This window comes from Amycolatopsis sp. NPDC043885, assembly GCF_056435685.1.
This window is the reverse complement of sequence record NZ_JBWKEA010000026.1, coordinates 1-13,681: the sequence shown is the minus strand read 5'-3', so window position 1 is coordinate 13,681 and position 13,681 is coordinate 1. Positions and strand designations below refer to the sequence as shown.

General features: G+C 69.7%; 15 protein-coding genes. 10 read left to right on the top strand and 5 right to left on the bottom strand.

Annotated features, from left to right (window positions below):
• Positions 1 to 3 precede the first annotated feature (3 nt).
• On the bottom strand, positions 4 to 474 hold the full coding sequence (locus AC069I_RS41285; RefSeq protein ID WP_478228322.1) for a MarR family winged helix-turn-helix transcriptional regulator: 471 nt from the start codon (positions 472 to 474) through the stop codon (positions 4 to 6).
• Positions 475 to 625: 151 nt separating this feature from the next.
• Between AC069I_RS41285 and AC069I_RS41280 the strand changes: the two genes are divergently transcribed.
• The 3 genes from AC069I_RS41280 to AC069I_RS41270 are packed head-to-tail and all read left to right on the top strand — an operon-like array spanning position 626 to position 3,285.
• Positions 626 to 1,204: an ArsR/SmtB family transcription factor gene (locus AC069I_RS41280; protein ID WP_478228323.1), complete on the top strand. Its 579-nt coding sequence runs from the start codon at positions 626 to 628 to the stop codon at positions 1,202 to 1,204.
• Positions 1,201 to 2,445, top strand: coding sequence for an MFS transporter (locus AC069I_RS41275; protein ID WP_478228324.1), 1,245 nt, complete (start codon positions 1,201 to 1,203; stop codon positions 2,443 to 2,445). Before AC069I_RS41280 ends, AC069I_RS41275 begins: the two co-directional genes overlap by 4 nt.
• 15 nt (positions 2,446 to 2,460) lie before the next feature.
• A complete protein-coding gene (locus tag AC069I_RS41270; RefSeq protein ID WP_378444121.1) occupies positions 2,461 to 3,285 on the top strand; it encodes a metallophosphoesterase family protein in 825 nt (274 codons plus the stop codon).
• Positions 3,286 to 3,390: 105 nt separating this feature from the next.
• Here the strand turns inward: AC069I_RS41270 and AC069I_RS41265 are convergent, their stop codons facing one another.
• Positions 3,391 to 4,290: a PAC2 family protein gene (locus AC069I_RS41265; protein WP_126732014.1), complete on the bottom strand. Its 900-nt coding sequence runs from the start codon at positions 4,288 to 4,290 to the stop codon at positions 3,391 to 3,393.
• Positions 4,291 to 4,468: 178 nt separating this feature from the next.
• Between AC069I_RS41265 and AC069I_RS41260 the strand changes: the two genes are divergently transcribed.
• From AC069I_RS41260 to hisG, 5 genes are all read left to right on the top strand, one after another.
• On the top strand, positions 4,469 to 5,149 hold the full coding sequence (locus AC069I_RS41260) for an HAD family hydrolase (RefSeq protein ID WP_478228325.1): 681 nt from the start codon (positions 4,469 to 4,471) through the stop codon (positions 5,147 to 5,149).
• 56 nt (positions 5,150 to 5,205) lie between these two features.
• The gene (locus tag AC069I_RS41255) at positions 5,206 to 6,669 is read left to right on the top strand and encodes an AlkA N-terminal domain-containing protein (protein ID WP_478228326.1); all 1,464 of its coding nucleotides are present in this window, start codon (positions 5,206 to 5,208) and stop codon (positions 6,667 to 6,669) included.
• 15 nt (positions 6,670 to 6,684) lie between these two features.
• A complete protein-coding gene (locus AC069I_RS41250) occupies positions 6,685 to 7,176 on the top strand; it encodes a methylated-DNA--[protein]-cysteine S-methyltransferase (protein ID WP_340682101.1) in 492 nt (163 codons plus the stop codon).
• A 72-nt stretch (positions 7,177 to 7,248) separates the two neighbouring features.
• Positions 7,249 to 7,512 (top strand): phosphoribosyl-ATP diphosphatase, encoded by a 264-nt coding sequence (locus AC069I_RS41245; RefSeq protein WP_034306611.1) that lies wholly within the window; start codon positions 7,249 to 7,251, stop codon positions 7,510 to 7,512.
• Between the two features lie 32 nt (positions 7,513 to 7,544).
• On the top strand, positions 7,545 to 8,390 hold the full coding sequence (gene hisG / locus AC069I_RS41240) for an ATP phosphoribosyltransferase (RefSeq protein ID WP_478232653.1): 846 nt from the start codon (positions 7,545 to 7,547) through the stop codon (positions 8,388 to 8,390).
• Between the two features lie 72 nt (positions 8,391 to 8,462).
• Here the strand turns inward: hisG and AC069I_RS41235 are convergent, their stop codons facing one another.
• The 3 genes from AC069I_RS41235 to AC069I_RS41225 form a co-directional block, all read right to left on the bottom strand.
• Positions 8,463 to 9,398 (bottom strand): ParA family protein, encoded by a 936-nt coding sequence (locus AC069I_RS41235; RefSeq protein WP_034306615.1) that lies wholly within the window; start codon positions 9,396 to 9,398, stop codon positions 8,463 to 8,465.
• A gap of 164 nt (positions 9,399 to 9,562) precedes the next feature.
• Positions 9,563 to 10,348, bottom strand: a complete 786-nt coding sequence (locus AC069I_RS41230; protein WP_478267787.1) for a thioesterase family protein — start codon at positions 10,346 to 10,348, stop codon at positions 9,563 to 9,565.
• A gap of 9 nt (positions 10,349 to 10,357) precedes the next feature.
• Entirely contained in the window at positions 10,358 to 11,251 is an 894-nt protein-coding gene (locus AC069I_RS41225) for a RecB family exonuclease (protein WP_340681807.1), read from the bottom strand.
• A gap of 128 nt (positions 11,252 to 11,379) precedes the next feature.
• Between AC069I_RS41225 and AC069I_RS41220 the strand changes: the two genes are divergently transcribed.
• A complete protein-coding gene (locus AC069I_RS41220; protein ID WP_340681806.1) occupies positions 11,380 to 12,531 on the top strand; it encodes a M50 family metallopeptidase in 1,152 nt (383 codons plus the stop codon).
• 60 nt (positions 12,532 to 12,591) lie between these two features.
• On the top strand, positions 12,592 to 13,416 hold the full coding sequence (locus AC069I_RS41215; protein ID WP_276370645.1) for a tRNA (adenine-N1)-methyltransferase: 825 nt from the start codon (positions 12,592 to 12,594) through the stop codon (positions 13,414 to 13,416).
• Positions 13,417 to 13,681 lie beyond the last annotated feature (265 nt).

Genomic DNA, 13,681 nt, shown 5'->3' with positions numbered 1-13,681 from the left:
GCGTTAGTCAACCCCCTTTTCGGAGCGCAGGCGAGCGGCCTCCTGTTCGGCGAACGCGCGCCCGTCGGTCATGACGCCGAGAAGCGCGGTGAGCTGGCGCCGGTCAAGTCTGCCGAGGCGGTCGCCGAAGAAGCGGGCCATGGGGGAGTAGAGGTCGGCGACATCGTCGAGCCGGTCGGGTAGTGGGCGGATCGCGAGGCGGCGCCGGTCGGCCGGGTCGGGGACGCGTTCGACCAGGCGTCGCTCCTCCATGCGGTCGAGCATCCGGGTCACCGCGCCGGTGGTCATGCCGAGGGCCCGTGCCAGCCCGGTCGGCGAGGTCGCGGCACCGCTGATGACCAGCTGGAGGCCGTGCAGCTCGGTGGCGCTGATCCCGAGTCGCTCCGCCATGGCCGTCTGGAACAGGACGGTCGCGCTGACGAACCGGGGGATCTCCAGAGCCGCCGCGGTGGCGAGTTCGCGCTGGTCAGGCATGTGCTTCCTTGTTAAGTCGTTGAGTCATGCAGTGACTGCATCGTGCAGCAACTGTCCCGGCAAGGGTATCCGGGGCGCCTTGACATCCGGTCGGCCACCTGTGAATCTGAAAGAGAAATTTCGAAAGACTTCTTTCAGATTGGCTGGGCCGATGACCGGGTTACCGCCGCGCAAGCGGATCGAAGACGTCGAGCTGATGCGGGCGCTGGCGCATCCGCTGCGTTCGGCGCTGGTGGACCACCTCATGGCGGTCGGTCCGCGGACCGCGAGCGAGTGCGCGGAGGCCGTCGGCTCGACGGCCTCGAACTGCAGCTGGCATCTCCGTCAGCTGGCGCAGCACGGTCTCGTGGAGCGGGTCGAAGGGGAGGACGGGCGGGAGCGGCCGTGGCGGGCGTGCCAGGTCGGCATCGAGTTCGGCGACGACCCGGAGCTGCGCGGCGCGCAACTGGCGGTCGTCGGCACCACCCTCGCGCGGGAGAAGGAGCTGACCGAGCGCTATCTCGACGCCGCCGACCGGCTCGACGAGGAATGGCGGGACGCGTCGGGGATCAACAACTACTCGCTGCGGGTGACCGCGGGCGAGCTGGACGAACTGGTCCGGGGAATCGACGCGCTCGTGCGGCCCTACGTCGGGTCGATCCGTGAAGACGCTCCCGCGGAAGCCCTTCCGGTCCACTTGGGACTGCGGGCGTTCTTGCGCATCGACGCAGAGGGGAAGCCGAGCAGATGAAACCGTTGAGAGAACCCGCCTTCGCGCGGTTGTGGATCGCGGCCTTCTTCTCCGAGACCGCCGAGTGGATGCTGCAGATCGCGTTGCCGGTGTTCGTCTTCCAGGCGACCGGTTCGGCGGCCACCACGGCGTTGAGCATCGTCCTCGGCCTGGTGCCCGCGGTGCTGCTGAGCCCGGTCGCCGGCGTGATCGCGGACCGGTGGAACCGGCGGCTGGTGCTGTGCGTGGTGTGCGCGGGACAGGCGTTCGTGGCGCTGCCGCTGCTGTTCGCCGCGTCCGGTGGCCCGGTGTTCGTGATCTACGGGGTGATGGCCGCGCAGGCGGGTCTGGCCTCGTTGTTCGAACCCGCCCGCAACGCGCTCGTGCCCGAACTGGTCGCCCCCGGCGAGCTGATCGGTGCCAACGGTCTGATGAGCATCAACGGCAGCGTCGCTCGTCTTGCCGGCGGCTGGGCGGGTGGTCTCCTGCTCGGATTCGGCGGCCTTGGCTGGGTCGTGGTGGCCTATCTCGGCGTGCTCGTGATCGGCTCGGCCCTGCTGGCGCGCCCGTTTGCCCGTGTCGCCGCGCCGAAAGCGGCTGGACCGCACGAACCGGTGGTGCGAGCCTGGATCGACGGGCTTCGCGAGATCGCCCGCGAAGGGCGCCTTCGCCTCGCCGGTGTCGTCGTGGTGCTGACGTCCCTGGCGCAGGGGATGTTCCTGGTGCTGTTCGTGGTGTTCGTGCTCGACATCCTCGACGGCACCGAAGGCGATGTCGGCCTGCTGCGCGGCGTGCAGGCCCTCGGTGGGCTGGCCGCGGGATTCGCCGTCGCCACCGTCGCCCGCAGGGTCGCGCCCGTGGCTCTGCTCGGCTGGGGCGGCCTGGCGCTCGGCCTGCTGTCGGCGGTGATCTGGAACCTGCCGGCCCTCACGGTGTCGCTGCCGCTGGGTGTCTTCGTCGGGCTCTTCGGCCTGGTCGGCGCCCCTGGAGTGCTCGCCGGCTCCGGTCTGCTCTCGCTGGTCCAGACCGCCGCGTCCCCCGAGCGCTCCGGCCGTGTGCTGAGCACCGTCTTCGCCGGGACGGCGGGGTTCACGGCACTGGGCGCGCTGTTGACGGGCGGCCTGCTCGACGTGCTGGGCTCCGGTGTCCTGCTCAACGTCCAGGCGGGCCTGCACACCGTCTCGGCGTTGGTCGTACTGGGCGTGTCGGCGTCGGGCAAGGTGCGCCGTGACCCGATTCCGGCGGTTCCCCGGTCCGGGTGAAGCTACGGTGGTGGAGTGCCGCATCTCTTCGCCACCAGCGACCTCCACGTCACCCATGAGGGCAACGCCCCGCTCGTAGACGAGGTCGTCCCCAGGACCCCCGACGACTGGCTGCTCGTGGCCGGTGACGTCGCCGAACGCGCCGAATCCGTGATCGGGGTGCTCAGGACCTTGCGTGAACGCTTCGCGAAGGTCGTCTGGGTGCCCGGAAACCACGAGCTGTGGACCACCCAGAAGGATGAATGCCAGCTGCGGGGACAGGCGCGCTACGAGCACTTGGTCGAGCGCTGCCGCGAGATCGACGTCCTCACTCCGGAGGATCCGTACCCGGTGTGGGAACACCAGGAGAAGCCGCTGACGATCGCCCCGCTGTTCGTGCTCTACGACTACAGCTGGCGCACCCCCGCGGCCGACGGCCTGCCGATGCTGGCGGCCATCGAGCAGGCAAGGGAGGCCGGCGTGCTGTGCACGGACGAGTTCTTCCTGCATCCGGACCCGTATCCCAGCAGGCAGGCGTGGTGCGCCGACCGGGTGAAGATCAGCACGGAACGGCTGGAGGCGATCCCCGAGGACCACGGGACGATCCTCATGTCGCACTGGCCGCTGCACCGCCACCCGACCGAGCCGCTGTACTTCCCGGAGTTCGCGCTGTGGTGCGGGACGACGGAGACCGAGGACTGGCACCAGCGCTTCCGGGCGGAGGTCGCCGTCTACGGGCACCTGCACATCCCGCGCTCCACGGAAGCGGACGGTGTGCGGTTCGAAGAGGTTTCGCTCGGCTATCCGCGTGAGTGGCGGAAGCGGTCGCGGGGGCCGATCCCGCTGCGGCGCATCTTCTGACGCCTCGTGAGTGGTAAGGACGGTTAGAACCGTCCTTACCACTCACGAGGCGTGACCAACTCAGTACCGGTGTCCCTTGCTCACTCGGAGTCCGTGGCCGGGAGTTCAGCCGCGTCCGGGACCGTCCTGGCCGGGACGGCGCCGCCGCAGGTACCGCTCGAACTCGGCCGCGATCTTGTCCCCGCTCACGTCGTCCAGCGTGAACTCGGTCTCCGCGTCACCGCGCTCCTCGAGCCCCCGGACGTACTCGCTGATCTCCTCGTCCTCCTCGGCCATCTCGGTGACCGTCCGCTGCCACTCCTCGGCCTGCTCGGGCAGGGCGCCGAGCGGGATCTCGACGTCGAGGACGTCCTCGAGCTTGTGCAGCAGCGCCAGCGTGGCCTTGGGCGACGGCGGATGCGAGACGTAGTGCGGCACGGCCGCCCAGATCGACACCGCCGGGACGCCCGCCTGCACGCAGTAGTCCTGCAGGACCCCGACGATGCCGGTCGGCCCCTGGTAGTTGTTCAGCTCCAGGCCGAACTGCGAAGCGGTGTCCTTGTCGTACGCCGTCCCGGTGACCGGGACAGGGCGGGTGTGCGCGGTGTCGGCCAGGAGCGCGCCGAGGGTGACTACCGTGGCGACTTCCAGTTGCTGGATGTGCTCGAGCAGTTCGGCGCAGAAGGCGCGCCAGCGCATATTCGGTTCGGGGCCCTGGACCAGCACGATGTCGCGGCTGAAGCCCTCCGGGCGGCACACCGAGAGCCGCGTGGTCGGCCAGTCGACCCTTCGGGTGACGCCGTCCACCATGCGTACGGTCGGTCTGCTGACCTGGAAGTCGTAGTACTCGTCAGGACTCAGCTCGCTCAGCGGTGTCGCATCCCAGTTGAGCTGGAGATGCTCGACCGCCCGGCTGGCCGCGTCACCTGCGTCGTTCCATCCTTCGAAGGCGACGATCATGATCGGCTTGCTGTCATCCGGGTGGTCGCGGCCGGGCCGCTGGGTCTCGTCGACGGGCTCACTCACCGGACCAGCCTACGACCAGGGGGCCGTGCGGCGTTGGGCATGTCCGGTGGCGTTTCGCCGGGGCGAACCGTGCGGAGCCGACGTAACGCGACATTTCGGGCAGTGGCCTCGCCGCCGACGTGAATCCGTCTCGGCTACCGTGGGTCCCGGAAGGTCCATCCGATCATGAGGGGGAACCGTGACCGAACCGTCCACACTGGACGGACTCGCCGCCGTGCTGTGGGACATGGACGGCACGCTGGTCGACTCGGAGAAGCTGTGGGACGTCGCGCTCTACGAGGCCGTCGAAAGCCTCGGCGGCACCTTGGCCGAGGAGCAGCGCCTGAGTCTCGTCGGGTCCAATATGGACGACACGGCCGCCTTCCTCCTCGAAGTGTGCGCCAGGCCCGTCACGCCCGAGTCGATCGCGGAGATGGGGGAGTGGATCCGCCGCCGCACGGCCAATCTGTTCGACGGCCCGCTCCCGTGGCGCCCCGGCGCGCAGGAGCTGCTCGAACTGTTGCGCGCCAACGGTGTCCCGATGGCGCTGGTCACCTCCACCGAACGGTCGCTGACCGAGCTCGCGCTCAACACCATCGGCCGCGAGCACTTCGCCGCCACGGTCTGCGGCGACGAGGTCGATGGTCTGAACAAGCCGAACGCCAGGCCGTACCAGCTGGCCGCGGAGTTGCTGGGAGTCCCGGCTTCCCGGTGTGTCGCGATCGAGGATTCCCCGCCGGGCGCGGCTTCGGCGGCCGCCGCGGGCTGCACGGTGGTGGTGATCCCGAACGACGTCGAGGTCGAGCCGGGTGAACGGCGCGTGTTCCGTTCGTCGCTGGTGGGTCTCGACGTGTCGGCGCTGACCGCGCTCCTGCCTTGACCGCCATGTCGCATTTCCGCTAGACCCAGCCCCGTGCGGTCGGTGATGCTTGCCGGGTGCATGAGGATTTCGAGCGCTGCGTCCGGGCGGTCCAGTCGAAGGACGCCCGGTTCGACGGCTGGTTCTTCACCGCGGTGCTGACGACGCGGATCTACTGCCGGGCGAGTTGCCCGGTCGTCCCGCCCAAACCGGAGAACATGAGCTTCTACCCGAGCGCGGCCGCCGCGCAGGAGGCCGGGTTCCGCGCCTGCAAGCGATGCCGTCCGGACGCGAGCCCGGGTTCGCCGCAGTGGAACGAGCGCGCGGACCTGGTGGCCAGGGCGATGCGGCTGATCGCCGACGGCGTCGTCGACACCCACGGAGTGAGCGGGCTGGCCGCCCGGCTGGGCTACAGCGTCCGGCAGGTGGAGCGGCATGTGCGCGCCGAACTCGGTGCCGGCCCGCTCAGCCTCGCCCGCGCGCAGCGGGCGCAGACGGCACGGCTGCTGATCGAGACGACCGGCCTGTCGATGATCGACGTCGCCCTCGCCGCGGGCTTCGGCAGCGTCCGGACCTTCAACGACACAGTGCGAGAGGTCTTCGCCCTGTCCCCGACGGAGCTGCGGGCTCGCGTCCGCACGGCGCCGGCCACCGCACCTGGCACGCTGAGCCTGCGCTTGCCGTACCGGAAGCCGTTGTTCCCGGACAACCTCTTCGGGCATCTGGTCGCGACAGGCGTCCCCGGCGTCGAAGAATGGCGCGACGGCGCGTACCGCCGGACGCTGAGGCTCCCGCACGGTCCCGCCATCGTCGCGCTCAAGCCGGAGGACGGCTACATCGGCTGCCGTCTCACAGTCTCTGACCTGCGAGACCTCTCGACCGCGATCAGCCGTTGCCGCCGCCTGCTCGACCTCGACGCCGACCCGATCGCGGTCGACGAGGCGCTGGCGGCGGACCCGCTGCTCGAGCCACTCGTTGCCGCCGCGCCGGGCAGGCGGGTGCCGAGGACGGTCGACGGTGACGAGTTCGCCGTCCGCGCCGTCCTGGGCCAGCAGGTGTCCACCGCCGCGGCCCGCACCCACGCGGCCCGGCTGGTCCTCGCGCACGGTGCCCCCATCGACGACCCGGACGGCGGCCTCACACATGTCTTCCCGGACGCCGCCGCGCTGGCGGACATCGACCCGGAGAGCCTCGCGATGCCGCAGAGCCGCAAGCGGACCCTGCTCGGTCTCGTGGCCGAACTGAACGACGGCGACCTCGACCTCGGCGCGGGAAGTGACTGGCAGCGAGCCCGCGAGCGGCTGCACGCGCTGCCCGGTTTCGGCCCGTGGACCGTCGAGAGCATCGCGATGCGCTCGCTCGGCGATCCGGACGCCTTCCTGCCGACCGACCTCGGCGTCAAGGTCGCCGCGAAGGGTCTCGGACTCGGCCCGTCCGCGTTCGCCGCGCACGCCGAACGCTGGCGCCCGTGGCGCGCCTACGCCGTCCAACACCTCTGGGCGACCGGAGATCACCCGATCAACCGGCTGCCCGCCGCCTGAATTTCGAGGAGCGCCATGCGCACGCACACCGTCATCGACAGCCCGTACGACAAGCTGACCCTGGTCGCGGACGGCGAAAGCCTCTGCGGGGTGTACATGGTCCAGCAGCGGCATCGCCCGGCCGAGGAGACGTTCGGCCATCCGGATCCGGGCTCGCCGATCTTCGTGGACACCGAAAAACAGCTGAAGGAGTACTTCGCCGGCCAGCGGAAGGAATTCGATCTCCCACTGAGCTTCGGGGGCACCGAATTCCAGCGGATGGTCTGGGAAGGGCTGCTCGGGATCCCGTATGGCGAGACGGTCTCCTACGGTCAGCTCGCCGACCGGCTCGGCAGGCCCACCGCGTCGCGCGCGGTCGGTCTCGCGAACGGGAAGAACCCGATCAGCATCATCGTGCCGTGCCATCGGGTGATCGGTTCCAACGGCGATCTCACCGGATACGGCGGTGGCGTCGAACGGAAGCGGCACCTGCTCGACTTCGAGCGGGGCGGCGCGGCGCTGTTCTGAAGTGTGACGCGACCGGCACCACACCGGCCCGGGGCAGCGCGGTGCGGGCGCGGATGGAAGGATCTCCAGACTGTGAAGACCTTCGATGAGCTGTTCGCCGAGCTTGCCGACCGCGCCCGCACGCGGCCCGACGGTTCCGGCACCGTCGCCGCGCTCGACGCGGGAGTGCACGCGCAGGGCAAGAAGGTGCTCGAAGAGGCGGGTGAGGTGTGGATCGCCGCCGAGCACGAATCCGACGACAGGCTCGCCGAGGAGATCTCACAGCTGCTGTACCGCGTGCAGGTGCTCATGCTCGGCCGAGGACTGTCGACAGAGGACGTGTACCGGTACCTGTGACGCGTTCGCGTCCGGAGAACCAAGGAGAAGCAATGCTGCGTGTCGCCGTGCCGAACAAGGGAGCCCTCGCCGCCGCCGCGTCGGAGATGCTCGGAGAGGCCGGCTACCGCAGGCGACATGAGGCCCGCGACCTGACCGTGCTGGACACCGTCAACGAGGTCGAGTTCTTCTTCTTGCGTCCCAAGGACATCGCGATCTACGTCGGGTCCGGCGAGCTGGATCTCGGCATCACCGGCCGCGACCTCGCGCTCGACTCCGGCGCCCCGGTCGAGGAGATCCTCGGCCTCGGCTTCGGCGGTTCCACCTTCCGGTACGCCGCACCCGCGGGCCGGGAGTGGAAGGCCGGAGACCTGCAGGGCAAGCGGCTCGCGACGTCGTATCCGCGCCTCGTGCGCGAGAACCTGAAGCAGCACGGGGTGGAGGCGGAGGTCATCCGTCTCGACGGCGCCGTCGAGATCTCGATCCAGCTCGGCGTCGCCGACGCCATCGCGGACGTCGTCGAGTCCGGACGTTCGCTGCGCCAGCACAACCTCGTGGCCTTCGGGGATCCGATCTGCGTGTCGGAGGCGGTGTTGCTGCAGCGGGCCGGCACCGAGCACACTCGGCCGAAGGACCAGCTGAAGGCACGGCTGCAGGGAGTCGTCTTCGCGCAGCACTACATGATGCTGGACTACGACTGCCCGCGTTCGCTGCTCGACGCGGCCATCGCGATCACGCCGGGTCTCGAGTCCCCGACCGTCGCGCCGCTGGCGGACGAAGACTGGGTGGCCGTGCGGGCGATGGTGCCGCGCAAGGAGGTCAACCGGATCATGGACGAACTCGCCGAGACCGGTGCCAAGGCCGTGCTGGCTTCGGACATCCGGGCCTGCCGCCTCTGACCCCGGTCACAGACGCCATGAAAGGTCCTTTCCTCGCGAAATTTGCAAGGAAAGGACCTTTCATGGCGTTGGTCAGCGGGGCCGGTTCGGCTTCTTGGGCATCAGGTCGTAGAGCTTCTTGCGTGCCCCGTTGTCCTTCGCACTGCGGGTCACCGACACCTCGGTGATGAAGTCCTCGAAGACGAACTCCTCGTCCGCGGGCACGATCGCCGCGGCAGGATGGTTCTGCAGATAGCCGTCCAGTGTCGCCGCGATCTCCCGGAACGACAGCGCCTGCAAGGTTTCCGGCGCGTAGGTCGTCACCGGTACGCCGTGCGCGGCGGCCTCGTTCATCACGACGCCGAGTGGGACGTGCGACAGCATCGGGATCCCGAACGCGTACAACTCCTGCAACGCCGCCGCCGCGTAGTGCGAGATCGGGCGGCGGTACAGACCGGGGACGAGGCCGTAGTAGGCGATCGGCGGACGGCCGACGGTCTGTTCGACGTAACGCACCTGGTCCGCGAGCAGGCGCAGCGCGCGGATGCTCGTCCGGTCCGGCTGCACCGGCACGAGGATCCCGTGCGAAGCGGCGAGCGCGTTGTTGGTCAGGACGTCGAGCGCGGGCGGGCAGTCGATGATGATGTGGTCGTAGTTCGCGAACTGGATGACCCTGGCCAGCTGCCAGCCGGGCACCCGGAACTGGTCCAGCCGCCGGATCAGGTCGAACATGCCCGGCGAGGTCGGGATGACGTCGAACGCGCCGCCCCGGCCGAGGTTGCTGCGCGGATGCCGCACGGCGAGTTCCTCGATCGGCCCCTTCCATACCTTGGTCAGGGCTTTCGCCAGGCTGGGCATGTCATGCGCCACCTCGTCGAGCCCGAGGAGTTCGGTGGTCGCGTGGCCCTGGGGGTCGAGGTCGATCAGCAGCACCCGGCGGCCGCGTTCGGCCAGTGCGGCCGCCGCGCCCACGCTGAGTGAGGTCTTGCCGACCCCGCCTTTCTGGTTGACCACCGAGGTGATCTGCATGCCGAAGCGCTCCCTGTGTCTGTTTGTTCCGGGAAGGCTATTGGAAACCCGCCGAGAAAGCGCGTCTATCCGATGGTGTTTTGGTCGCGCGCTACCGGAAGCATCCCGCAGGGCGCGGGCCCGCGCCCTGCGGTGCAGCTGGTCAGGGCCGTGCGGCTGCCACGTCAGCCCGCCTGTCGCGGTCGCACCAGGAGAGCCTGGGCGCCGGAGGCGACCGGGCCCGAGGCGTCGTGCAGCGTGGTGGTCGCCGTCCCGATTCCGTTCGGGCCGACCAGGGTGGCCGCGTCGACGCCGATCCAGTCGCCCAGCGGTGGGCGGCGGAGGTGCACCGTCAGCTCCGAGTTGATGAACCACCACACACGCGGGTCGAGGAAGTTCGAGATCCCGTTGCCGGAGTCCGCGAGGACGAACAGCCGCTGCAGCGGGCTGGGTTTCTCCCCGTCGACGAGGGCGACGTGCTGGCGGCCCCAGACGGTCGCCGGTCCAGCCGCGTCGAGCGCGCCCTTGACCCGCCGCCACTCGACGGCGTCGAGGTACCCGCCGTGCCAGCCCTCCGGCCAGGAGGACGTCGGCAGCCCCTCCGGCGAAGGCAGCGCCGGACCTTCCGCGGTGGCCACCGCCGTGGTGTCCGAGGTCGCGATACGCCACGCCGACGCACGGGAGACGACCCGCTCACCGTGGGAGAGTTCGGCCACCAGCCACTCGACCGAGCGGCCCGGCCGCTCCACCCACGCCCGCACCGAAAGCTCCTTCAGCGGCGCGGGCCCGAGGATCTCGATCGTCACCCGTGCCAGCTGGCTCGCGTGCGTCGCCTCGACCTCTTCGAGCGCGCGGACCAGCAACGCCGAGGGTGGCCCGAAGTGCTGCGCGTCCGGGGTCCAAGGGCCGGCGGTGTGCGGGGTCGGGAGGAAGACGCCGTCACCTGACGGCACGTAGAAGGCTTCTGTCACAAGGGCACTCTAATCAGCACGGTCCAATACGGACTCCTCGCCGGGATCCGGCTCTGGCCAGCCAGGATACGGCGGGGGAGTGCCGCCGTACTGCGGGCAGAGCGCCTGGTGATCGCACCACGCGCAGAGTTTGCTCGGATTGGGGCGGAAATCGCCGGTCTTGCCCGCTTTGAGGATCGCCTGCCAGATCGCCTCCAGTGTGCGCTCGAAGCGGATCAGCTCACCCTCGTCCGGCGTGTAGGCGAGGGACTGCCCGTCGGTGAGGTACATCAGTTTCAGCTGGCGCGGCACGACACCGCGAAGCCGCCAGAGGACCACGGCGTAGAACTTCATCTGGAACATCGCCTTGGCCTCGCCGATCTCGCGCGGCGCGGCGCCGGTCTTGTAGTCGACGACCCGGATCTCGCCGGTCGGCGCGACGTCCAGCCTGTCGACGTAGCCCCGAAGCAGCACCCCGGAGCCGAGCTCGATCTCGACGTGCAGCTCGCACGCCTCAGGCTCCAGACGGCGCGGATCCTCGAGGCCGAAGTAGGTGTCGACGAGCTGCTCGGCCGACGAGAGCCACGAGGTGACGGCCTCGGGATCGTCCTGGTCGAACAGCTCGATCCATTCCGGGCGTTCCGCGGACAGGTCCTCCCACGCCGGCGCGAGCAGTTCCTTTGCCTGCGGCGGGGTGCGATCGGCTTGGGGAAGGGAGAACAGGCGCTCCAGCACGGAATGCACCAGCGTGCCGCGCAGCTGGGCCTTCGTCGGGACCTCGGGCAGTCTGTCGACCGCTCGGAAGCGGTAGAGCAGCGGGCACTGCTTGAAGTCGCTGGCACGCGACGGGGACAGGGCCGGCCGACGGCGCGGGACTTCGGCGCCGGGCGGCGGATCGGCGGTGACCGTGTCGGTGTCGGGCATGGGGTGAGCGTATCGCCGGGCACCGACAGTTTCGGGGCCGCGACGCACCGGAGCGACATGACCGACACCACCCGGACGGGAAGGGCGGGTTACCGGCACCCCACACCTGGGCATCTACGCTCTGACACATGGCGGTGACGGGTGAGCAGGGCCCGCCTCGACGAGGCGTGGCGCCAGAGGGTGGGCTCCTGCTGTTCCGGGTATCCGGGATCCCCGTGCTGCTGGCCCCTTCGTGGTGGATCGGCTCCCTGATCATCGTGGTGCTCTACACGCCGCTGGTCGGGCGGATCCTGCCCGGCGCGACGACGTTGACCTCGTGGCTGCTGGCGGCCGCGTTCGCGGTCCTTCTCGGACTCTCCGTGCTCGCGCACGAACTCGGGCACTGCCTGGTCGCGCTGCGGCTCGGGATCCCGGTCCGGCGCCTGCGGCTGTTCCTGCTCGGCGGTCTCTCCGAGGTCGCCAGGACCCCCCGCGAGCCGAGGCAAGAAGGGCTCGTCGCGGCCGCGGGACCGATCGTTTCCCTGCTGCTCGGCGGTTTCTGCGGTCTGCTCATGTTCGCCGTCCCACCGGAAAGCGCGGCATGGCTGCTCATCGCCGAATGCGCCGTCGCGAACTTCGCCGTCGGGATCTTCAACCTCCTTCCCGGGCTTCCGCTCGACGGCGGCAGGCTGGTCCGCGCCGGGGTCTGGGCGGCGACCGGCCGCCGTGAGAAGGGCACGCGGGCAGCGGTCGTCGGTGGCGGTGTCGTCGCCGCCGGACTGCTCGTCTGGGCGCTGTGGGGGCTGGCGGCGGGCAGCGAGGACCGCTGGCTCCGGCTCGGTGTCTGCGTCGTGACGGCGTGGTTCGTGATCCTCGGCGCCCGAAGCGAACTCGCCGCCGAAACCCGCCGGGGGTGGCCGGAAGGTGTGCGGCTGAGCGAACTCGTCCGTCCCGTTCTCCAGCTTCCGGCGGAAAGCCCCGTCTCGGACGCGCTGGCCGCATCGGCGGGCCGCGGGGTGGTCCTGGTGCGTGCCGACGGCGTCGCGGCGGGCCTGCTCGACGAGACGGCAGCCGCGCAGCTGGCCGGGACGTCGCCGCACGCGCCCGCGGAGATGGCCGCGGAGCCGATCCGTGCCGACACCGTGCTGCTTTCCTCGGAGTCGGGGGAGGAGATAGCCGAGCGGGTGCGGGAAACGGCCGCGTGGCAGTTCCTCGTGGTGGACGACGAAGGCAGGCCCGCGGGGGTGCTCAGGCGTGAAGACCTGCGCGCCGCGATGACCCGGAGCCGACCCCCGGCGTAGCGCGGTGCGGCCACCTGCGAGGATCGGTCGTCGATCTGTGTTCGCGCGTATGGAGGTTCAGTGTCGGTCCGAGGGCCGTTTCGTGTTGGTGACCGGGTTCAGCTGACCGACTCCAAGGGGCGGCACTACACCATGGTCCTCGCCGAGGGACAGCAATATCACACCCATCGCGGCGCGCTGGCGCATGACGACGTGATCGGTGCGCAGGAGGGATCGGTCGTCACTTCGGCAGGCGGCAGCCACTATCTGGCGCTTCGCCCGCTGCTGCCGGACTACGTGTTGTCGATGCCGCGTGGCGCGCAGGTGATCTACCCGAAGGACGCCGCGCAGATCGTGATGTGGGGCGACATCTTCCCGGGGGCGCGGGTACTCGAGGCGGGCGCCGGCTCCGGCGCGCTGACCTGTTCGCTGCTGCGGGCGGTCGGTTCGGAAGGGACCGTGCGGTCCTACGAGATCCGGGACGACCACGCCGAACACGCCGAGCGGAACGTCGAGAAGTTCTTCGGCCACAAGCCGGACAACTGGTCGCTGACGGTCGCGGACCTGTCGACGCACACCGGCGAGGTCGACCGCGTCGTCCTCGACATGCTGGCGCCTTGGGACCAGCTGGAGACGGTCGCCGCGCATCTGGTGCCGGGCGGCGTGCTCACGGTCTATGTGGCGACGGTCACACAGCTTTCGCGGATCACGGAAGCCTTGCGGGACCAGCAGTGCTGGACCGAGCCGGAATCGTGGGAGACCCTCATGCGGCCTTGGCACGTCGTGAGCCTCGCGGTGCGGCCGGACCACCGGATGGTCGCGCACACCGCGTTCCTGCTGACGGCGCGCCGTCTGGCTGACGGCACCGTTTCGCCGCGGGTGCACCGCCGCTCCGGCAAGGGCTGATCGGTACAGCCGGTCGTGAGTGGCGTTTCGGGTTCTCTTTGCGGGAAGGGCAAACGTGGCGTGATCGACTTCCTGTCACGCGGGCCGTCTTCGCCGATTGCGTGCCCGATTGATGTCATGATGTCCGCTTCTTGCCGGGGTCGTGAGCGGCATAGACGGTTAGAATGATCTGTCTGAGTTCAGGACATGTCGGACAGTTGATGTTTCAGGACCTCACGGACACTGACCGGCCTGTCGGCGTGGTGACCAGGGCTTGTGTGGTGAT

Coding starts and splice junctions, on each gene's coding strand:
- AC069I_RS41285 (WP_478228322.1), bottom strand. CDS start 474: ATGCCTGACCAGCGCGAACTCGCCACCGCGGCGGCTCTGGAGATCCCC.
- AC069I_RS41280 (WP_478228323.1), top strand. CDS start 626: ATGACCGGGTTACCGCCGCGCAAGCGGATCGAAGACGTCGAGCTGATG.
- AC069I_RS41275 (WP_478228324.1), top strand. CDS start 1,201: ATGAAACCGTTGAGAGAACCCGCCTTCGCGCGGTTGTGGATCGCGGCC.
- AC069I_RS41250 (WP_340682101.1), top strand. CDS start 6,685: ATGCGCACGCACACCGTCATCGACAGCCCGTACGACAAGCTGACCCTG.
- hisG (WP_478232653.1), top strand. CDS start 7,545: ATGCTGCGTGTCGCCGTGCCGAACAAGGGAGCCCTCGCCGCCGCCGCG.
- AC069I_RS41235 (WP_034306615.1), bottom strand. CDS start 9,398: ATGCAGATCACCTCGGTGGTCAACCAGAAAGGCGGGGTCGGCAAGACC.
- AC069I_RS41225 (WP_340681807.1), bottom strand. CDS start 11,251: ATGCCCGACACCGACACGGTCACCGCCGATCCGCCGCCCGGCGCCGAA.
- AC069I_RS41220 (WP_340681806.1), top strand. CDS start 11,380: ATGGCGGTGACGGGTGAGCAGGGCCCGCCTCGACGAGGCGTGGCGCCA.